Origin of the sequence: Bradyrhizobium algeriense (genome assembly GCF_003062295.1) — a bacterium.
Taxonomy (GTDB): domain Bacteria; phylum Pseudomonadota; class Alphaproteobacteria; order Rhizobiales; family Xanthobacteraceae; genus Bradyrhizobium; species Bradyrhizobium algeriense.
The window spans coordinates 1-18726 of the sequence record NZ_PYCN01000032.1 but is presented as its reverse complement, the minus strand read 5'-3'; the positions used below and the strand labels follow the sequence as shown (position 1 = coordinate 18726).

General features: G+C 60.8%; 20 protein-coding genes. 13 read left to right on the top strand and 7 right to left on the bottom strand.

What is annotated here, in order from left to right; all coding sequences use genetic code 11:
- Positions 1 to 50 precede the first annotated feature (50 nt).
- From C7G61_RS35265 to C7G61_RS35240, 6 genes are all read left to right on the top strand, one after another.
- Positions 51 to 1793, top strand: a complete 1743-nt coding sequence (locus C7G61_RS35265) for a fumarate reductase/succinate dehydrogenase flavoprotein subunit (protein ID WP_108522321.1) — start codon at positions 51 to 53, stop codon at positions 1791 to 1793.
- A gap of 33 nt (positions 1794 to 1826) precedes the next feature.
- Entirely contained in the window at positions 1827 to 2060 is a 234-nt protein-coding gene (locus C7G61_RS35260) for a 4Fe-4S dicluster domain-containing protein (RefSeq protein WP_108522320.1), read from the top strand.
- Between the two features lie 2 nt (positions 2061 to 2062).
- On the top strand, positions 2063 to 3040 hold the full coding sequence (locus C7G61_RS35255; protein ID WP_108522319.1) for a HEAT repeat domain-containing protein: 978 nt from the start codon (positions 2063 to 2065) through the stop codon (positions 3038 to 3040).
- A gap of 62 nt (positions 3041 to 3102) precedes the next feature.
- The gene (gene fdxA / locus C7G61_RS35250; RefSeq protein WP_108522318.1) at positions 3103 to 3441 is read left to right on the top strand and encodes a ferredoxin FdxA; all 339 of its coding nucleotides are present in this window, start codon (positions 3103 to 3105) and stop codon (positions 3439 to 3441) included.
- Between the two features lie 192 nt (positions 3442 to 3633).
- Entirely contained in the window at positions 3634 to 3957 is a 324-nt protein-coding gene (locus C7G61_RS35245) for a TetR/AcrR family transcriptional regulator (RefSeq protein ID WP_108522317.1), read from the top strand.
- A gap of 4 nt (positions 3958 to 3961) precedes the next feature.
- Positions 3962 to 4345 (top strand): hypothetical protein, encoded by a 384-nt coding sequence (locus tag C7G61_RS35240; protein ID WP_145963742.1) that lies wholly within the window; start codon positions 3962 to 3964, stop codon positions 4343 to 4345.
- Positions 4346 to 4518: 173 nt separating this feature from the next.
- On the opposite strand, the gene C7G61_RS35235 is transcribed toward C7G61_RS35240, so the two are convergent.
- The 6 genes from C7G61_RS35235 to C7G61_RS35210 form a co-directional block, all read right to left on the bottom strand.
- Positions 4519 to 5619, bottom strand: coding sequence for a thioredoxin family protein (locus tag C7G61_RS35235; protein ID WP_108522315.1), 1101 nt, complete (start codon positions 5617 to 5619; stop codon positions 4519 to 4521).
- Between the two features lie 77 nt (positions 5620 to 5696).
- A complete protein-coding gene (locus C7G61_RS35230; protein WP_108522314.1) occupies positions 5697 to 6230 on the bottom strand; it encodes a YkgB family protein in 534 nt (177 codons plus the stop codon).
- A 27-nt stretch (positions 6231 to 6257) separates the two neighbouring features.
- On the bottom strand, positions 6258 to 7064 hold the full coding sequence (locus C7G61_RS35225; RefSeq protein ID WP_108522313.1) for an SDR family NAD(P)-dependent oxidoreductase: 807 nt from the start codon (positions 7062 to 7064) through the stop codon (positions 6258 to 6260).
- Positions 7065 to 7117: 53 nt separating this feature from the next.
- Positions 7118 to 8125 (bottom strand): alpha/beta fold hydrolase, encoded by a 1008-nt coding sequence (locus tag C7G61_RS35220; protein WP_108522312.1) that lies wholly within the window; start codon positions 8123 to 8125, stop codon positions 7118 to 7120.
- Between the two features lie 70 nt (positions 8126 to 8195).
- Complete coding sequence (locus tag C7G61_RS35215) at positions 8196 to 8609, bottom strand: cupin domain-containing protein (RefSeq protein WP_108522311.1); 414 nt, start codon at positions 8607 to 8609, stop codon at positions 8196 to 8198.
- 57 nt (positions 8610 to 8666) lie between these two features.
- Positions 8667 to 9968 carry an epoxide hydrolase family protein gene (locus C7G61_RS35210; protein WP_108522310.1) on the bottom strand — a complete coding sequence of 434 codons (1302 nt, stop codon included), beginning with the start codon at positions 9966 to 9968 and terminating at the stop codon, positions 8667 to 8669.
- Between the two features lie 480 nt (positions 9969 to 10448).
- Between C7G61_RS35210 and C7G61_RS35205 the strand changes: the two genes are divergently transcribed.
- Positions 10449 to 13301 carry an ATP-binding protein gene (locus tag C7G61_RS35205; protein ID WP_244608608.1) on the top strand — a complete coding sequence of 951 codons (2853 nt, stop codon included), beginning with the start codon at positions 10449 to 10451 and terminating at the stop codon, positions 13299 to 13301.
- 8 nt (positions 13302 to 13309) lie between these two features.
- Here C7G61_RS35205 and C7G61_RS35200 read toward each other — a convergent pair whose 3' ends face one another.
- Positions 13310 to 14026 (bottom strand): hypothetical protein, encoded by a 717-nt coding sequence (locus C7G61_RS35200; RefSeq protein ID WP_108522308.1) that lies wholly within the window; start codon positions 14024 to 14026, stop codon positions 13310 to 13312.
- Between the two features lie 331 nt (positions 14027 to 14357).
- On the opposite strand from C7G61_RS35200, the gene C7G61_RS35195 reads away from it, so the two are divergent.
- The 6 genes from C7G61_RS35195 to C7G61_RS35170 all read left to right on the top strand — a co-directional run bounded on the left by C7G61_RS35195 (position 14358) and on the right by C7G61_RS35170 (position 18269).
- Positions 14358 to 15410: an alpha/beta fold hydrolase gene (locus C7G61_RS35195; RefSeq protein ID WP_108522307.1), complete on the top strand. Its 1053-nt coding sequence runs from the start codon at positions 14358 to 14360 to the stop codon at positions 15408 to 15410.
- A gap of 42 nt (positions 15411 to 15452) precedes the next feature.
- Entirely contained in the window at positions 15453 to 16118 is a 666-nt protein-coding gene (locus C7G61_RS35190) for a VOC family protein (protein ID WP_108522306.1), read from the top strand.
- Between the two features lie 67 nt (positions 16119 to 16185).
- Entirely contained in the window at positions 16186 to 16776 is a 591-nt protein-coding gene (locus tag C7G61_RS35185) for an NADPH-dependent FMN reductase (protein WP_108522305.1), read from the top strand.
- A gap of 40 nt (positions 16777 to 16816) precedes the next feature.
- Entirely contained in the window at positions 16817 to 17527 is a 711-nt protein-coding gene (locus C7G61_RS35180) for an SDR family NAD(P)-dependent oxidoreductase (RefSeq protein ID WP_108522304.1), read from the top strand.
- A 38-nt stretch (positions 17528 to 17565) separates the two neighbouring features.
- Complete coding sequence (locus C7G61_RS35175) at positions 17566 to 17826, top strand: tautomerase family protein (protein ID WP_108522303.1); 261 nt, start codon at positions 17566 to 17568, stop codon at positions 17824 to 17826.
- A 152-nt stretch (positions 17827 to 17978) separates the two neighbouring features.
- Positions 17979 to 18269, top strand: a complete 291-nt coding sequence (locus C7G61_RS35170) for a hypothetical protein (RefSeq protein ID WP_108522302.1) — start codon at positions 17979 to 17981, stop codon at positions 18267 to 18269.
- Positions 18270 to 18726: the final 457 nt, after the last annotated feature.

Sequence of the window (18726 nt, the reverse complement as noted above, 5' to 3'; positions counted from 1 at the left end):
CGAACAAATCTAGCATCAAGACGGCGAACACGCCGAACCAGGAGCGAATAATGGCAATGGATGAGATCGTCGACGGGCTTTCGGAAGTTTCCTGCGATGTGCTCGTTATCGGCGGCGGCACGGCCGGGCCGATGGCTGCACTCAAAGCGAAACTGAAAAATCCAAAGGCTAATGTCGTTCTGCTGGAAAAGGCGAACGTCAAGCGGTCGGGTGCGATTTCGATGGGAATGGACGGGCTGAACAACGCCGTCATTCCCAGCTACGCGACGCCGGAGCAATACACTAAGGAAATAACCATCGCCAACGACGGCATTGTCGACCAGAAGGCCGTCTATAAATACGCGCAAAATTGCTACAAGATCATCGAGGAACTCGACAGCTTCGGCATCCGATTTCTGAAGAACGAGAATGGCGATTACGCGGTCAAGAAAGTGCACCACATCGGCACCTACGTGCTGCCGATGCCGAACGGCGAGACGGTGAAGAAGGCGATCTACCGGCAGCTCCGGCGCGCGAGAATCCTGATCTCGAACCGATATATGGCCACGCGCCTGCTGACGTCGAGTGACGGACGTGTGGCGGGGGCCATCAGCGTCAATACCCGCACAGCCGAGATGTTGGTCATCAAGGCCAAGGCCGTCATCCTCTGCATGGGTGCGGCGGGACGCCTCGGCCTTCCGACCTCAGGCTACATGTTCGGTACCTACGAGAATGCCGCCAATTCAGGTGACGGCTATGCGATGGCCTATCATGCCGGCGCGGCACTCGCGAACCTCGAATGCTTCCAGATCAATCCGCTGATCAAGGATTACAACGGACCGGCCTGCGCCTATGTCGCCGGTCCCTTCGGTGCGTTCACCGCCAACAACGAAGGGTCGCGCTTCATCGAATGCGATTACTGGTCGGGCCAGATGATGCTCGAATTCTACAACGAATTGTCGTCGGGCAAAGGACCGGTGTTTCTTCAGCTCTCGCATCTTCACGAGAAAACGATCGAGGAAATCGAATCCACGCTTCACAAGGTCGAACGCCCGACTCGCGGGCTATTCCAGAAGGGACGCGGTACCGACTACCGGACCGAATCGATCGAGATGCACATTTCCGAGATCGGGTTCTGTTCAGGACATAGCGCATCTGGCGTGTTCGTCGATGATTTTGCGCGGACGACCGTTCCCGGTCTTTACGCCGCCGGCGATATGGCAAGCGTGCCTCACAATTACATGCTCGGCGCTTTTACCAACGGCTCGGTCGCGGGCACTGACGCGATGGAGTTTGCGGACAACCACGACTTCGCCGCGTTCGATGCCGCCGACGTCGCCAAGGAGCGCGACCGGGTGATGGCGCCGACCAAGCGGGAAGACGGCATCCCGCCGAACCAGATCGAATACAAGGCCCGTCGCCTTGTGAACGATTATCTGCAACCGCCGAAGGTCACGCGCAAGTTCGAACTCGGTCGGCGTCGGCTGGCGGAGGTTCGTGAGGATATGGAACAGCAGATGATCGCGCGGAATTCGCACGAACTCCTTCGCGCGCTCGAGACCCAGTCGATATTAGACTGTGCCGACATGGCCGCGCACGCCTCGCTTTTCCGCGAGGAAAGCCGCTGGGGCCTCTATCACCTTCGCACCGATTTCCCGGAGAAGGACAACGAGAACTGGTTCTGCCACACGCTTCTAAGCAAGAAGGACGGCAAGATGACCAGCGAGAAGCGGGATGTAGAGCCATACGTCGTCCCGATCGCCGATGAAGAGAAGGATCTCTACGACAAGCAACGTATCCGCGCCAGCGCGTAACGGCCCCGTCACGAAGCAACAGGAGATTTAGCAATGCCTCTCGCCAGTTATCAGACCTCCGTGCCGGTCGTCGTCGACGATGCCAAGTGTATCGCAGACAAGGGGTGCACCGTGTGTGTCGATGTCTGTCCGCTCGACGTGCTTCGCATAAGTGACATGACCGGAAAGGCCTTCATGGCCTACGACGAGTGCTGGTACTGCATGCCATGCGAAGCCGATTGCCCGACCGGCGCCGTTACCGTCAACATTCCCTACCTTCTGAGGTAATCATGTCGGGTCCTTTCGAATCTTACGACGATCTTGAGGACGCCGACGAGCGCCTCGGGGCTGCCGATCCGGGTGAGCGTCGCGTCGCCATCATTGCGCTTGGCCATTCCGGAGATCCTGCGGCCGTCGGACATCTGAGCGGCATGGTTGCGGACCCCGACGCCGGGGTGCGTCAGCAGGTGGCGATGGCGCTCGGGGAGTTCGACGGCCCGGATTCGGCAGCGGCCCTGGCGAAGCTGCTGGTCGATCCGGAGCAGGCGGTCGCTTCGGCAGCGGCTGACAGCATGGCTGAATTCAAGGACCCGGCATGCGCCGACGCGATACTGCCCCTGGTCAGGCATGGGCACGCGTTCGTCCGCATGGGCGCGCTCCGTGCGCTGAAGGAACTACGGCGCAAGGACACACTCAAGCCGGCGCTGGAAGCGCTCAGGGACAGCGATGCCGCGGTCCGCGTGCAGGCGATCGGCGTTATCGGCTTTTTGAAGCTCGAGGAGTCCATACCTGCGCTCACTGCATCGACCAACGATCCGGACGCCCACGTCAGACGAGCGGCGGTTAGCGCGCTGGCGTTTTCGCAGATGAAGCCTGCGGCAGAATCGATCACCCGGTCGCTAGGGGATGACGACTGGATGGTCCGCGAGATGGCGGCGGAGACGCTGGGCCTGAACGCCAATGGCTCCGTTGCGGCGGATCAATTGATTGCCGCATTGACGGACGATTTCTGGCAGGTACGGCTCAAGGCGATCAGAAGCCTTGGCAAGATGAAAATCGACCGGGCGGTTCGTCCGATCGGAAAATGTATCACGCACGAGCAAGCAAATCTGCGTAAGGAGGCGGCGGCAGCGTTGGGAGAGATCGGCGATCCAGCCGCGGAGCCTTTTCTCGTCCTTGTCGCAAATGATCCTGATCCTGAAGTCAGAAAGAACTCGCGCTGGGCGCTCCAGCAGATCGTTGCCAGGAAAGCGAAGACGAGTACTTAGCGCTCTGAACTGCGGATAACCTGGGTAGCCAGTAAGAGTGGCGAGATAGTTCGGAGCCTCAGATGACGTATGTCGTCACCGAAGCCTGCATCAAGTGCAAATATACCGACTGCGTCGAGGTGTGCCCCGTCGATTGCTTTTACGAAGGGGACAACATGATTGTTATCCACCCAGACGAATGCATCGATTGCGGCGTCTGCGAACCCGAGTGTCCCGCCGACGCCATCAAGGCTGACACGGAACCAGGCGTGGAAAGATGGCTTATGTTGAATGCCAAGTTTGCTGCGGTTTGGCCAAATATCTCTGACAAAAAAGAGCCGCCTGTCGACGCTGAAGAGTTTCAGGGCGCCGAGGGAAAGTTCGATAGATTCTTCAGCGATTCTCCCGGTCCAGGAAGCTGACTCAACGTTTCATGTGCGGGTAGGTCGTCCAACTAACAGAGTCTGCATCGTCAGGCGGCCGAATTATGCGGATCAATCCCGTTGGTTGGGTCGAGTCTTCTGGCGCTCAACCATCGGCACAATTAGTGGTGGCACTACCCCCAGTCGAATGATAGCTTGTTGGTCAACACACTATATGGAGGGCCGCACACTATGGGCCGTCCGGCCAGCGACAAGCGTGAAAGACTCGTTTTCTCGGCGATCGAACAATTTCACCGGAACGGCTACGCACGGACCTCCCTTGTTGACGTAGCGAAGGCCGCGGACCTGTCGGCCGGAAATGTCTTCTATTACTTCAAAGCAAAGGACGATCTGGCCAGGGCAGTAATTGACGAATGGTGCTCCCGTCTCGCCCGATCTCTCACCGTCCTTGAGGACCAGACCGACGACCCTTGGCGACGTCTCCACGCTTTCGTCGAGCAAGCCCATACCCTGAGCGAAGTGTATGTGGCGCTGGGCTGTCCGCTGGTGGGATAGACCCGTGATCTGCGTCAGGAAAGTGACGCACTCAAAACCGATGTCGCAAAAGTTTATTCGGCAATATCAGTGGCTGGCGCATCAATTCAGGCTTGCGGGCCTATCGATGGCAGTTGCGAAGGAAAATTCCTGCGCCTTGATGGCCGGCTATCACGGCTCAATAACACTGGCTTATGCGCAGAATGATCCGTCTTTCGTTCAAGGTGAAGTTAAGCGCCTCAAGAAATGGCTTCGCGAATCGGGTGCTACTCGAGAGAGCTTCTTGAACCTGGCAGGCAAGAGGAAGCGCCATGTACGCTTGGAATCAAACGGCAACTATCACGAAGGTCCGGTTCTGGCGGCGAGCGTCGTTCTGACCGCCCCATGGTCACTTCGAAAGGCGGTATAGTCCGCAAGCCCCAGTTCGAGGCGACCTTCCTTGCTGCGGAAAACGCCACGCTTGTGGCGAGCGCAGGCATCGGTAGTGCCGGTCACTTTCACGACACAAAGGCTGTTTCGGCTTGGCCGGACATTCTAGCTAAATGAGTGGCTAACGTCTGCGAGGTCCAGTGCGGCGCCGCCTTAGCCAAACGTAAACGCGAAGGCCTCGACGCCTAAGTTGAGGAACTCGACTTCCACCGTTCGCTCGACAATGGCGCCTGGCTGTCGGATCAATTGATAAAGGCGCTGTTCGGTCACCGCGCCGTAACCTTGCTCATCCACGTCGAGGCCGTGCGCGTCGCCCGGCGGTTTGCCGTCGATCGTCACGCGGAAGCGCACCGGAGTTGCTGAGGCTGGCGGGCTCATGACGAGATTGACGTCGCGGGCGTGAAATCGGGTCGCAAGCACGCCCCCCGATGCGTTCAGCACCGAGGCGTCGTCGCGCACCGTCCAGTCTCCGGCGAGCGCCCACTCATTTGGCCGCAGACGAGCGGGCTGCTCATACGCTTTAGGCTCGTTGCGGATGGCGCCGCCCGGTGAAGCGAAGTTTTCCGTGCGAACGTATCCAAGATAGTTCTCAACTGATTTGAGCGTTGCCCAGTCGGCTGCGACTTCGAAGCCGCGGGGATCGACCGCGACGAGATTGCGATCGATGCTGGCGGCTCCGGCCTCGGCCAGGAGCTTCTGAATGAACCTCTCGGACTCGTCGTACGAGCCTTCGCCGAAATGATGATGGCGGACGCGTCCCTGAGCATCGACGAAGTAGAGCGCCGGCCAGTAGTTGTTGTCGAAGCCGCGCCAGATCGCGTGCTCGCTGTCCACGGCGACGGGATAGGTGATCCCCAGTCCTTTCACGGCCCGTCGCACGTTGTCGATGTCCTTTTCGAACGTGAACTCCGGCGAATGGACGCCGATCACCACGAGTCCCTGATCCTTGTACGTCTGTGCCCACGCCCGGACGTAGGGCGCGGTCCGCAGCCAGTTGATGCAGGTGTAGGTCCAGAAATCGATCAGGACGACCTTGCCGCGTAGCGCCTCCGGCGTCAGCGGCTCCGAATTCAGCCATTCGTTCGCTCCCTTGAGCGAAGTCAGTTGCGACTGGCCGGCGGTCGCCCGGGCCGACGCCCACTGAAACCACGATGTTGTTGCCTGCGGCATGGACTTGCTCCAGAAGAAGTCGGCGATTGGGGCCGCGATCGCGATGGCGAGAACTGCGGTTGTCAGTCGTTTGCGGATGCTCATGATGGACTCCTTCCAGAGGAGGGAAGTGCGCCCGCGTCACTTGATGCGGGGCGCACGGTTGCACGTCGAAGATCGCCTCAACTGCGGACGACGGCCTTCAGCGAGTCGACGAAGATCCAGAAGGAGAGAGCGAGAAGGCCGACGTCCTTCAGAAGGAACTGACCGGGCGCCACGGTAATGGCTGGTGGTCCGAGTTCGGCCACGAAGACGCCTGGAGTCGAGATCATGAAGCTGATGGTCGTGACGAAGAGCCCCGCCGAAAGCAGACCGCCGGCTGCGGAGAATATCGGGTTCGCCAGTCTAAGAGCGATCAGTAGCCCGATGCCAAGCTCAACAAAGCCAAGGAAGCTCGAGAAGCCGCGTACCGAGAACAGCGCATAAAACCAGCTCAGAAGCGGGCTGTTCTCCACGAGCGGCACCAGGCCTTGTGCCTCGTAGTCGGTGAACTTCATGCCGCCGAACCAGGCGTAGATGATCGCGAGCGAGGCGTAGAATCCATACCGGCTGAGTGGTTCGGCGTAAACGAGCACTTGCCCCGCGTGATCGCGCCAACCGGAAGTGGCAACCGGCCCAGGGACAGGCGTTGAGACCGAGATATTGAAGAGTGACATGGTAGCCTCCGTATTGTTGGACATGGGTTACGCAGCAGCCGCGGCTCGGTATCGCGCCGGAATTGAGCTGAGGGAAAGGTTTGGCATGAGCTTCTGCCGCGCCGCTTCGTAGTTGGCCCAATCCGATGCATCTGGAAGCGAGGGGATGGTGACGGCTTCACCCTGATCGAAGCCGGCGAGCGCCGCGTCGACGAGGTCATCCGACCTCATGACGATGTTGGACGGCAGATTGTCGACGGCGCCACCGGCTGCGTCCCAGAAGTTAGTGGCTGTCGCGCCGGGCAGGACGGTCTGGATCCGCACGTTCTTGTCAGCCAGTTCCTTGTGAAGCGACTGGCCCAGGGCGAGCACAAAGGCTTTCGTTCCGCCATAAACGCCGTTCAGGACTTCCGGCGCGATGGCGACCACCGAGGCAATGTTGATGATTGCTCCGCCTCCGCGGGCGACGAGCGCGGGAGCCGCGGCGTAGGTGAGCCGCATCAACGCCGTCACGTTGAGATTGACCATCTCCTCCATGGCATCGACGTCGGACTGTAACAGCGGCTCGAGTCCGCCGACGCCTGCGTTGTTGACCAGCATGGTGATGCCGGGGTCCGTGGCGACGATCGTCTCGATCCGCTTCAGGTCCGCCTTGTTGTTCAGGTCCGCGGCAGCAGTCTTGACCATACGGCCCGTGGCGCCAGCGATGCGCGTCGCCAGCTGGTTGAGCCGGGCCTGGTTGCGTGCGACGAGGATAAGGTCGTAGCCTCGGCGAGCCAGCCGGTCGGCATAAACGGCACCGATTCCGGCGGAGGCACCTGTGATGACTGCGACACCTTTGAGAGAGAGGGACATGGCACTTCTCCTTTTATTGCGCCACTGGCGCGGGGGGTGGATGCTTTGGCTGGTCACCGAAATGCGGCGCGAACCTCGTCGATGGTCGGCTTGGGATTCTGTAGGTGAGGGTAATGACCGATACCGGGAAGGAGCCTCAGCTCGGCGCCAATTTTATCGGCGAGTTCGATCCCCATCTCCTTCTTGATGTAGAGATCCTTCTCGCCCCACACGACTTTCACCGGGATTGCGAGCCGCTCCAGATTTGATTCGAAGTGGTTCTGGTCCCGCGTAAAGTGCGCGTAGTAGTGCGAGAAGGCATCTGCCGTGGTTATTGCGCCGTGACCCCAGGCGCGTGACATGTCGTCCTTGAATTCGCGCGGCACATCGAATTGCGCTTCCTTGGGCAGGCCTCTTCTGAACGCGTTTTCGAGGATATCGTCGCGATTTTTGTTCAGATGGTCGCGGGCCTGATCCATCGAAGGTCCGGCCTTCAGGCTCTGCAGGCTCTCGTACATATACTGAGGCCTGTCGAAGGGAGCGAAATCGCCGACGATGATCGACGTCGCGATGCCGGGCTTCTCCTGGGCCAGGAGAAGAGCCGGCAGAGCGCCGATGTCGGTTGCGTAGATCGTGAGCTTCGACGTTTCGATGCCCGCCCTGCGTATGTAGTCGTTCAGAACGCGCGCGAAGTCCCTTGGGGCGTACGAAAATCTGTCGACCGTCGGCCGAGACGAAAGACCGAAGCCTGGCCAGTCGAAGGCGTGGACTTCGTAGTCGCTGGCTAGGGTAAGAGCGATATCCTTCCAGGCGTACAGCGTCTCCGGAAATCCATGCAGGAAGAGAACGGTCCCCTTGGGTGTCGCGTTGCGGAGCACCATTCTCCGTAGCGTGATGTCCTTGTCGATCTCAAGGAAGCTGACGTCGGCCTTATGCTCTTGCGCGGATAGCGTTTGGGCGTGTGCCGGCGCACCGAAAGAGCCGGATACTGGAGCGGCGAGCGCCGTGGCAGCAGCGATTGCTATCGCGACGCCGCCGTGACATCGGCGACGAATGTTGATTTTCTCCGAGCTATTGCTCATGGCTTGTCTCCCAGATTCGAATGTTACGTGCTTCGCAGTTGCGGTGCCGCTGCTTGCGTTCTCGAACTGCTCACTCGCTCAGCTTCAGAAGCGGTTTGCCTTTCTCGACGATGTAGGTGGCAAGCTCGGCGGCCTTGACAGAGCCGACGTTCTTCACCGCATGCGGAGTTCCGTGCGGAATGAAGAGCGCTTCGCCGGCCTTGACGGTCAGCGGCGGCCTGCCATCGAGCTGATACTCCAGCGCGCCTTCAGTGACGTAGACGAGTTCTTCACCGGGATGCGTGTGCCTGACGGCACTCACGCCCGGACCGAACTCAACGAGCACCTGGATGACCTCGCGTCCGGCAGCACGGAGATCGTTGCGGAGCAGATTGGTGCGCTTGATGTTGCCCAGACTGACTTCCTGGGCCTTTGCCACGGGCAAGGTCGAGGCGGTGGCGACGAACAGTGCCACAGCTGCGGCGATAATGCGGAGTGTTTTCATTTTAGTTTGTCCTCGTTCAGGTTGGTGTCTTGCAGCGATTGAGATGTCTGGTTCAGGTCAGTGTTGACGTAGCGGCCGAAACGCCGCGACGACTTCCCGGGAGAAAAGTGCGGGCTGTTCCCATGCCGCGAAGTGTCCGCCCTTGTCGGTCTCATTGAAGTAGATGAGGTTTCGATAGGCGCGGCGGGCCCAACTCTCCGGAGCGCGATACACTTCCTCCGGGAAGACGGAGATCGCGACGGGAAGCGAGATTTCCGCTGTCTTCTGCGCGGCGGAGAGAATGACGCTCTGACCCGCCGTCTCCCAGTAAATGCGTGCGGATGAAACAGCCGTGTTCGTCAGCCAGTACAGCGTGACGTCGTCCAGCATCTCGTCGCGGGTGAGCAGGCGAAGCGGTTCGGCGTTGTTATAGTCGAACATCCACGCCGCCAGCCCGGCGGGAGAGTCGGTCAGCGCGTAGCCAATGGTCTGCGGCCGCGTTCCCATCATTGCCGCGTAGGCCCGGTACCTCTTGTAGAAGATGGAGAGTGCGTCGAACGCTGCACGTTCCTTCGACGAGAGATTTTGCGGAGCAGGCGCGCCGGTGGCGAGCAGCGCCGCGATTTCGGACGGCACGGCCGCCGGCAGGTTGACGTGAATGCCGAGCAAACCTGCAGGAGCCTGTCGCGCCATTGCGCTCGAGATCGGCGCGCCCCAGTCGCCGCCCTGGGCGACGTAGCGGCTGTAGCCGAGGCGATTCATCAATTCGGCCCAGGCTCGCGCGATGCGCTCCGGCCCCCATCCCGTGCCTTTGGGTTTGCCGGAAAAGCCGAAGCCGGGGATCGACGGCAGGACAAGATCAAATGCGTCTTCTGCGCGTCCACCGTGGCCGGTCGGATCGGTCAGAGGACCCACGGTCTTGAGCAGCTCGAACACAGAGCCCGGCCAGCCGTGCGTCATGATCAGCGGCAGCGCGTTGGCATGACGGGAGCGGACATGGATAAAGTGGATGTCGATGCCATCTATCGTCGTTGTGAACTGCGGCAGGGCGTTGAGCCTGGCTTCGGCATTGCGCCAGTCATATTCAGTGGCCCAGTAGCGCATAAGTTCGCTGAACGCGGCGAGCTGCAGCCCTTGCGATCCGTCATCAACCGTCTCCCGGTCCGGCAAGCGTGTCGCAGCGACGCGTCGGCGAAGGTCAACCAGTGCCTCTTTGGGGACGTTGACCCGAAACGGGCGAATAACCTCATTCGGTTCAGCGAGAGCGCGGTGAAGAGGAAACAGGACAGCCGTGCCGGCAATCGCGATGCCCATCGCCACGCTGCCCAGCAGAGCGCGCCGATCCTGGTCGATAACTTCGGAAACCTGCGGCCTGTGCATCTTGCTCTCCGTTGCCTGAGCGGGCATCGACCAATCTGGTTCGCGCACCGCCTGTGGCTTGAATGTCGCCGGAGAACCGGAAAATTGCTCGTTAGGTGTTGTTAAGCGCTGTTACCTATTGCTAACGTTGGAGAAATTGTTGCGCCCGAACCCCGTGTGCGCGGAGGATCCATGGCCGGGGTCAGGTGGCGAAATAGGGCAAAGTTGAAGATGGCAATTTGCCCGGATCAGGGGTTTTCGAAACGCCTTATTCCTCCACTACGGTCTTTACACGTCGCAATAAGTGCGGCTACTTCTCGGACTGCAAAGCCTTCCGGATAACGACGTTGCAACGGCACAGACCGCGGATTTTCTGCAGTTCTGCTCGAAAAAAAACTGGATGGCGGCGAACGCGGTACAGTAATTCTCGCCGGCCAGCCATCGACAAGGGTGAGCGCAGTGACCGGGCTTGAAACAACGAGCGCTTCTCGCGCGAGTCCCGTGAAGGCGCTGCACGATGCAGAAGTCGCCTCCTTCGGACCGTTCTCCCTTCACGACAAGGCGCGGCTGCTTGAAAGGGATGGCGTGCCCGTCAAGCTGGGCAGCCGCGCGTTGGATATCCTACGGCTGTTGGTCAGCCGTGCCGGCGATGTCGTATCGAAGAATGAGCTTTTGGCCCACGGGTGGCCGGGCCTTGTCGTCGAAGAGATCAATTTGCGGGTGCATATCGCCGAGGTCCGCAAGGCGCTCGGAGATGGCAAAGAGGGTGCGCGGTACATCACGAACATACCCAGCCGCGGTTATTGCTTCGTCGCACCGGTGCAGCGCATTGCAGACGCGCATCCGGTGGTTGCGCTTCCTGTGCAGGGGTCGGGCATCCCTGAGACGCCTGTGCCTGTCCTGCCTCACCGCCTGGAGCGGATGATCGGACGGGATGACGTTGTGCGGGAAGTGTCGCAGCGTTTGCTGAGCGAGCGCTTCATCACGCTCAGGGGGCCTGGTGGAATCGGCAAGACCACCGTTGCGGTTGCGCTGGCCCACGAACTCTCCGCGCAATTCGACGGCCAGGTTCGGTTCCTCGACTTCAGCATGGTGAAGGATGCGTCGCTGGTCGCCGGCACGATTGCCTGGGCACTCGGGCTCGTGGTGCACCATTCTGATCCGACCGACAGCATCGTCGCTCACCTGCGCAACCGTCGCCTACTGCTGGTGCTCGACAGTTGCGAGCATGTAGTCGAGGCCATCGCCAGGCTGGCGGAGCGTATCCACGAGCAGGCGCCCGGTGTCAGCATCCTTGTCACGAGCCGCGAGTCGTTGCTTGTGGAAGGCGAGCAGATCTTCGAGCTCGTCCCGCTAGAGGGGCCGCCGCAGGGTGCAGGGTTGAGCGCAAGCGAGATGCTTACCTATCCGGCTGCGCGCCTGTTCACGGAGCGGGCTGCCGCGGCGGGCCATCGCGCGGAAATTGCCGACGAAGACGCCGAGGTCCTCGCGGAAATATGCAGCAAGCTCGATGGCATTGCGCTCGCGATCGAACTCGCCGCCGCGCGGGTCGGCACGCATGGATTGCGCGAGATGGCGACGCTGCTCGACGGCCGGCTAAAGCTGGAGTGGCGCGGCCGGCGGACAGCGCCTCCGCGCCACCAAACACTCGGTTCAACGCTGGACTGGAGCTATGGTCTGATCAGCGAGAGCGAAAGGATTGTTCTCCGTCGTCTTGCCATCTTCGCCGCTCCCTTCACGTTGCAGGGCGCGGCCATGGTCGCGGGCGAGGAGACGGATCCGGCCGAGCGCATTGTGGAGTCGTTGGAGCAACTCGTTGCCAAGTCATTGATTTCGGTGCGACCTGACAGCGCCGTGACGCGCTATCGGCTTCTTGACACCACCAGGGCCTATGCGACGCAAAAGCTCGCCGACAGCGGTGAAGCGACGAGTATCGCACGCCGGCATGCCCGCTATGTCCAGCACGTGCTGGAGACGACGGCGGCAGATGCAGGCGGTGGCGACCAGGCTTCACGTTCGCGAACTCGGACGTTGCTGTTTTCCGACGCGCGTGCCGCGCTGAAGTGGGCTTTCGCTAATGATGAGGGCGCTGGACTGCGCGTGCCGCTGGCTGGTGCCTGCGCCAGGCTGTTCGTCGAGCTCAATCTGCTGGACGAGGGACGCCTATGGTCGAGCCGCGCGCTTACGATGCTCGACAGTTCGACCCGCGGCAGCGCATGGGAACTGGAGCTGCAGGCAACCCTCGGACACGCATTCATGTTCACCGAGCGCAACAGCGATCTGGCCGAAGCGGCGCTGCGCCGTGGCTTGGAAATCGCCAATGCCCTGGGCGATCGTCCCAACCAATTCCGGCTGCTGGCTCGCTTGAACATGTTCTATCGGCGCACCGGAGACTTTCGCGAACTGCTGCCGATTGCTTTTGAAGCCGAACGTGTCGCGCGCGAGATCGGCGACAAGGCGGGTCTTGCAGGAGCGAAAGCGCTGGTCGGTGTTTCCTATCATCTCATTGGTGATCAGGCTGCTGCGCAACTTCATCTGGATGATGCCGTTTCGGGCGCAGGTTCGCTCCACGGCGCTCAGCCAGGTCATTTTGCCTACGCGAGAACGCCGCAGATTCCGCTCGCGCGCGTGTTGTGGCTGCGCGGGTTTCCCGATCAGGCGGTCGAATGTGTCCGCCCGCTCACCGCTGCGGCGGCGCCGCAGGACGCGGTGATGCACTGCATTGCTCTGTGCTGGTCTGCGTCGCTCTATGGTTGGATCGGCGACTGGTCCACGGTCGAACAGATGTCCGGTCGTCTTTCTATTCACGCGGCGAGCCACGCGCTGGCGCCCTATCAGGCCGTGGCCACCGGCTTTCGCGCGCAGACGATGATCGCGCGCGGAGAGCTCAAGGAAGGGATCGAGTTGCTGCACGCCGTGCTGCCGCGGCTGCATGCGGACCGTTACGAACTGTATGCCTCCGCCTTCATTTCCGACCTTTCGCAGGGGTTGGCTGAACTGGGCCAATTGGTGGCGGGGCTGCGCATCCTGCACGAGGCGATTGCCCGCATCGAGCCGGCCGGCGAAGCTTTCGACGGACCGGAGCTTCTGCGCCTGCGCGGTGAACTCGAGGCGCGCGGCGGAGACCTGAAGGCGGCGGAAGCAAGCTTTGCGGCCTCGATCGCGCTGGCCGAAAAACAGGACGCGCTGTCGTGGCGGCTGCGAACGGAAACGTCGCTGGCCCGATTTCGACGCAAGCAACGCAGGGCGAAGCCGCAGGACGGACTGGCCGAGACCTATGCCCGCTTCACGGAAGGGTTCGAAACGGCCGATCTGAAGGCTGCACGCGAACTGCTGGGCGAGGCTTCAAAGTAGCCGCTGCGTCAGCCGAAGCGGAAGTCGTGGAGGTCGATCGACACCATCAGCGTATCGAGCATCGGCCTCAGGTCGTCGGCGCGCAAATAAGCCCTGCGTCGGGTCGGAATCCAGATGCCGTTCACGTTCACGGGGTCGGAGACGTACTGCGCCGCCGGGAAGCTGCCGGCAATATCCACGTGGTAGTCGTGCCGGCGGATCAGCATGTCCTCGCCGAAATAGAAGTCCTGCTCAGAGCTGTGGCTGGCGATCTCTGCAGGAAAAGTGGCCCTCAAGCCGCGCCAGGTTTCCGCTCCCTCGCGCCAGGGCTCGATTTCCTCGACCTTGAAACCGTCCATGGCGAGCAGGAACGGAGTGGTGAGGTAAGTCCAGAGCGCATATCCGTTGAAATAAGCGCGATGCAGCGGGTCCCAACTCGTCCGCAGGTCGTGCCGCGCAAACGAAGAGCGGGGGTTGGACCGTTCGGCGACCACGCTGCCGTCAGCCGCAAGAACGGCGATGCGATCGGATGTGAAGTCGGTATGCCGGCCACTTCCGAACGGCGCTACCGAGGCCCATTGCCGATGCAGCTCGACCCGCATTGTTCGCGCGACAGGGTCCTGCGGGACGCCCTTGAGTGCCCAAAGGTCGCCGCCGCTGACGATGGTCGCGGTGAGCGTGTGGTGAGATTTCCAGCGGTCCAGGCCCCCATGGGCCTCGATTGCATCGGTGAGCAGCGGAATCATGTCGGGTCCTTTCGGCGTTCGCCCTGATAGCTCAGACAATCGCGCAAAAGCCCCTAATTGGCCCGTTAGGTGTTGTTAATCGCTGTTGGAGGGCAGAGAGGGTAACAAAATCCTTTTGTCTCAATGTCTTGGCTGGCCGTCGACGCCCGAGCTTTCGGGTCGCCTGGGCGAACCATCGGGCCGCATTGCCGGCGCGCATTTTCCGTCGCTGCGAAGTCGCGCTGACAACGTCTAACAACGCTTAACGAGCCAACATCGCTGATCCGGTGCATATCGCTTCCACACGAGGCCGATGTCCTTCGAGAGACGACGCCTCAACGGGAGCAAGACCATGCACAAGGACGCCAACCAGACTCGCCGCGAGTTCATCGGCGCATCTGCTGCTGCGCTCGCAACCAGCATTGGATTGACCGGCACCGCAGCCGCGCACCTGAGCCTGGCCGGGGTTACAGATGCGACGACACGGACGCTGGCGATCAGTGCGTCTCTTGAGCATCTGAAGCAAATCAATGCCGGCCTTCTGAACGTCGGATACACCGAAAGCGGACCCGTTAGCGGGCCAGCCGTCCTGCTGCTGCACGGCTGGCCCTACGATATCGACAGCTTTGCAGAAGTCGTGCCTCTCCTGACCGCCCAAGGCTACCGCGTCATCGTGCCCTATCTGCGCGGCTACGGCACGACCCGCTTTCTTTCAACCGAGACCTTTCGAAATGGTCAGCAGTCGGCGCTTGCAGTCGACATCATCGCGCTGATGGACGCACTGAAGATCGAGAAGGCAGTCGTCGGAGGCTTCGACTGGGGCGCGCGCACCGCCAACATCATGGCTGCGCTCTGGCCGCAGCGTGTCAGCGCGATGGTCTCCGTGAGCGGCTACCTTATCGGCAACCAACAGGCCGGCAAGATGCCGCTTTCGCCGAAGGCCGAGCTTGAGTGGTGGTATCAATACTATTTCGCCACCGAGCGCGGCCGTATCGGCTACGAAAAGAACCGGCGCGAGTTCGCAAAGCTGATCTGGAAGCTTGCATCGCCGAAGTGGAATTTCGACGATGCCACTTTCGAGCGCAGCGCACAGGCCTTCGACAATCCCGACCACGTCGCGATCGTGATTCACAATTATCGCTGGCGGCTTGGATTGGCCGAGGGCGAAGAGGCTTACGACGGGATCGAGGCGCAACTGGCCGAGGCGCCGACCATCGGTGTGCCGACCATTACTATGGAAAGCGACGCCAACGGCGCGCCGCATCCTGATCCCGCCATCTACGCGAAAAAATTCACTGGCAAGTACGAGCACCGGCACATCACCGGCGGCATCGGCCACAATCTCCCCCAGGAGGCGCCGAGCGCGTTCGCACGGGCCATTCTCGACGTCGCCGCGCAGGTGTGATCGCAGCGCCCGTATACACCCAGCACACAACAGGAGAAAACCATGACAGTAGCAATCAATCCCGCCAAGGTCCGTTTGGCGGACATGAAGTTCGAGATCGCCGTCATCCCGGTCTCGGATGTTGCGCGTGCCAAGGAGTTCTACGCGAACCTTGGTTGGCGTTTTGACGCCGAATTCACCAATGGCAACGACTTCCACGTGATCCAGTTCACGCCGCCGGGCTCCGGCGCGTCGGTGATCTTCGGCAAGAACGTCACGCCGGCGAAGCCGGGCTCCTCCCAGGGCCTGTACCTGATCGTGTCCGACATCGAGGCTGCCCGGAAGGAGCTGCTTGCGCGCGGCGTCAAGGTCAGCGAGGTCTTCCACGGCGGCGACAACGTCCACACCGGCACCGACGAACCCTACCTGTTCGGAAGTCTCCGGGTCAGCGGCCCGGATCCGCAGCGCCGCACCTACCACTCGTTCGCGTCCTTCAGCGATCCGGACGGCAATGGCTGGGTGCTGCAGGAAGTCACCAACCGTCTGCCTGGCCGGGTCGAGGGTGACACGACCTTCACGTCGGTCCCCGACCTCGCGGCGACGCTTCGCCGCGCCGCGGCAGCCCACGGCGAGCATGAGAAGCTGACCGGCGAGCGCGACGTGAACTGGCCGGACTGGTACGCCGAGTACATCGTCAACGAGCAGGCGGGCAAGCCACTGCCGAAGTAACCATCATCATGTGCGGTCCGCCGGCGTCGGCGAACCGCACCTTCAAGCCAGCTGCGGAGTAACACCCATGAGCAACCGAATCCTCGTCTTCTACGGCTCCTATCGCTTTGACCGGACGGGTATCCGGCTTGCCGAATACGTTGTCGACCAGCTGCGCCGCCGAGGTGACGACGCCGAGCTGATCGACGCCAAGGCGATCAACCTTCCGATTCTCGACCGCATGTACAAAGAGTACCCAAGGGGCCAGGCGCCCGCGGCGCTTGAGGAACTGGCGCACAAGATCAAGGCGGCGGACGGGTTCATCTTCGTCACCGGCGAATACAACTGGGGCGTCCAGCCCGGTCTGAAGAACCTCACCGACCACTTCCTCGAGGAGTGGTTCTGGCGGCCCGCCGCGATTGTCAGCTATTCGGCCGGGCGTCTGTCCGGAGCGCGCGCCGCCACCGCCTGGCACGGCACGTTGTCCGAGATGGGCATGGTGGTGATCTCGAGCACGATCGCCGTTGGACCGATCGGACAGGCTCTGTCGGCCGACAGTCAGCCGACCGGCGAGGGCGGCAAAGCGCTCGACCAGTCCTTCCCGCGCTTTGCCGACGACCTGACGTGGTGGGTCGAGGCCGGCAAGGCGCAGCGGCAGCGCAAGCAACCACCGTATTGATCTTAGGAAAGCCGTCCATTCAAACACAACGGAGGATATCATGAGTACTCAACAGAAGGTCGTCATCGTCACGGGCGCAAGCCAAGGCATCGGTGCGGAACTCATCAAGGCATTTCACGATCACAATTACCGCGTGATCGCGAACTCGCGCTCGATCAAGCCGTCGTCGGACGCGAACGTTTTGAACATCGCCGGTGACATTGCCAATCCGGCGACGGCGGATCGCATCGTTTCGGAAGGGCTCGCTCGCTTTGGCCGCATTGACACCCTTATCAACAATGCGGGTATTTTCATCTCCAAACCCTTCGTCGATTACACGGAGGAGGATTATACGGCCATCGTTGCGACCAATCTTGGTGGTTTTTTCCGCCTCACGAAGCGCGTGGCCGCCGAAATGTTGAAGCAAGGTTCAGGGCACATCGTGCAGATCACGACCTCTCTTGTTGATCATCCCAACAGCAGCGTACCCGCAGGCCTTGCCGCAATGACCAAGGGTGGCCTCAATGCCGCAACGCGGTCGCTCGCGATTGAGTACGCCTCGCGCAAGATCAGGGTCAACGCTGTCTCGCCGGGTGTCATCAGGACGCCGATGCATGCGGCGGAAACGCACGAGTTCCTGTCGAAACTGCATCCGGTCGGCAGGATGGGAGAGCCGCGGGACATCGTTGACGCCGTACTGTACCTGGAGAACGCGCCTTTCGTCACCGGCGAGATTCTGCACGTCGACGGCGGTCAGAGCGCCGGTCATTAGCATACCTAAACCGGCAAAGCTGCTAAGAGGACACTATCATGCCTATCGTGACTATACAGGTTACACGTGAGGGCACGCTCAGCGGATTCGAATCGCTTACTGCGACTGAAAAAGCCGCTCTGATCAAGGGCGCAAGTCAGCTGCTGCTCGATGTGCTCAACAAGCCTCTTGAAGCGACATTCGTGGTCATCGACGAAATCGATCCAAGCAATTGGGGCTGGGGAGGGCTTCCTGTCCTGGAGTATCGCAAAAAGCTCGCAATTGAGCATCGGCAGCCACACCAAGAGCCCGAACGGTAACGTCTCGGAGCAGCTGGTCGACACCGCATTCGCCGAGCCGGATACTAAAATGCAAGAGCCGAACCGCTCCCTGCCTGAAGCGTCATCATGCCGTGCTTTGAGAACAGATCGCTGCTCGTGACGGATGTGTGCGAGCCTGCTAGGGTGGAAAAATGCAGGATTTTCGTGACTATCTGCGAGCCTACCTGGTTCATGTCCGGAAGCATGGTTGGATGAAGGCGTTGGGATTCGCCCTTCTCTGGGTGGCTGGCATGTTCGTTCCGGCCGGAGCACGAACCTTCGTTCAGTTGCCGGATTGGCTTGCATTGTCGTGGATGTTTGGCTGGGCGATTGGCGGCTACATTCTTGCACCATACGGAATGTGGAAACAGCAGCGCTCCGCAACCCTGGAGCCCACCCGTGACTTGATAAAGCGAGACCCACGCGCTGAAGGAAAGCCATAGTCGGTCAATTCATGTTCCCTGGAAGAGCGACTCCTGCGAGGCTACGCTAGTTAGTATACGATGGGATCCGGCTGCTCGCTTTGCGCCTGAAATTGAGGGATGTGAGGGCAGTCTATGCCGATAGAAGGGTCGTCGGGGTTCGATTAACGGATAGCACTTATTGCGAAGGTTTGATGGCGATGATCATACCTCGCATGGGCGGCCGCTCGACCCAACCCGGCCGTCCTTCCGAATTGCCCGGCAGCACAAGATCACGGCCCTATCCATTGGAATTCGATCACTGAAATCCGCTTCAGTCAAAAGACAATCGGCTAACGACTGCTTCTGGCGGATTTTGTTGAAAAACTCGGCTGTTGAAGCCGAAGGAGATCGCTGATTCATTTCCCCTTAGTGGGTGGAGATTTGAATCGATGATGGGTCCTCGGCAGGTCGACCAGGCGGCACTGTTTTACGAGTT

Coding starts and splice junctions, on each gene's coding strand:
- C7G61_RS35265 (WP_108522321.1), top strand. CDS start 51: ATGGCAATGGATGAGATCGTCGACGGGCTTTCGGAAGTTTCCTGCGAT.
- C7G61_RS35260 (WP_108522320.1), top strand. CDS start 1,827: ATGCCTCTCGCCAGTTATCAGACCTCCGTGCCGGTCGTCGTCGACGAT.
- C7G61_RS35255 (WP_108522319.1), top strand. CDS start 2,063: ATGTCGGGTCCTTTCGAATCTTACGACGATCTTGAGGACGCCGACGAG.
- fdxA (WP_108522318.1), top strand. CDS start 3,103: ATGACGTATGTCGTCACCGAAGCCTGCATCAAGTGCAAATATACCGAC.
- C7G61_RS35245 (WP_108522317.1), top strand. CDS start 3,634: ATGGGCCGTCCGGCCAGCGACAAGCGTGAAAGACTCGTTTTCTCGGCG.
- C7G61_RS35235 (WP_108522315.1), bottom strand. CDS start 5,619: ATGAGCATCCGCAAACGACTGACAACCGCAGTTCTCGCCATCGCGATC.
- C7G61_RS35230 (WP_108522314.1), bottom strand. CDS start 6,230: ATGTCACTCTTCAATATCTCGGTCTCAACGCCTGTCCCTGGGCCGGTT.
- C7G61_RS35225 (WP_108522313.1), bottom strand. CDS start 7,064: ATGTCCCTCTCTCTCAAAGGTGTCGCAGTCATCACAGGTGCCTCCGCC.
- C7G61_RS35220 (WP_108522312.1), bottom strand. CDS start 8,125: ATGAGCAATAGCTCGGAGAAAATCAACATTCGTCGCCGATGTCACGGC.
- C7G61_RS35215 (WP_108522311.1), bottom strand. CDS start 8,609: ATGAAAACACTCCGCATTATCGCCGCAGCTGTGGCACTGTTCGTCGCC.
- C7G61_RS35210 (WP_108522310.1), bottom strand. CDS start 9,968: ATGCACAGGCCGCAGGTTTCCGAAGTTATCGACCAGGATCGGCGCGCT.
- C7G61_RS35200 (WP_108522308.1), bottom strand. CDS start 14,026: ATGATTCCGCTGCTCACCGATGCAATCGAGGCCCATGGGGGCCTGGAC.
- C7G61_RS35195 (WP_108522307.1), top strand. CDS start 14,358: ATGCACAAGGACGCCAACCAGACTCGCCGCGAGTTCATCGGCGCATCT.
- C7G61_RS35190 (WP_108522306.1), top strand. CDS start 15,453: ATGACAGTAGCAATCAATCCCGCCAAGGTCCGTTTGGCGGACATGAAG.
- C7G61_RS35185 (WP_108522305.1), top strand. CDS start 16,186: ATGAGCAACCGAATCCTCGTCTTCTACGGCTCCTATCGCTTTGACCGG.
- C7G61_RS35180 (WP_108522304.1), top strand. CDS start 16,817: ATGAGTACTCAACAGAAGGTCGTCATCGTCACGGGCGCAAGCCAAGGC.
- C7G61_RS35175 (WP_108522303.1), top strand. CDS start 17,566: ATGCCTATCGTGACTATACAGGTTACACGTGAGGGCACGCTCAGCGGA.
- C7G61_RS35170 (WP_108522302.1), top strand. CDS start 17,979: ATGCAGGATTTTCGTGACTATCTGCGAGCCTACCTGGTTCATGTCCGG.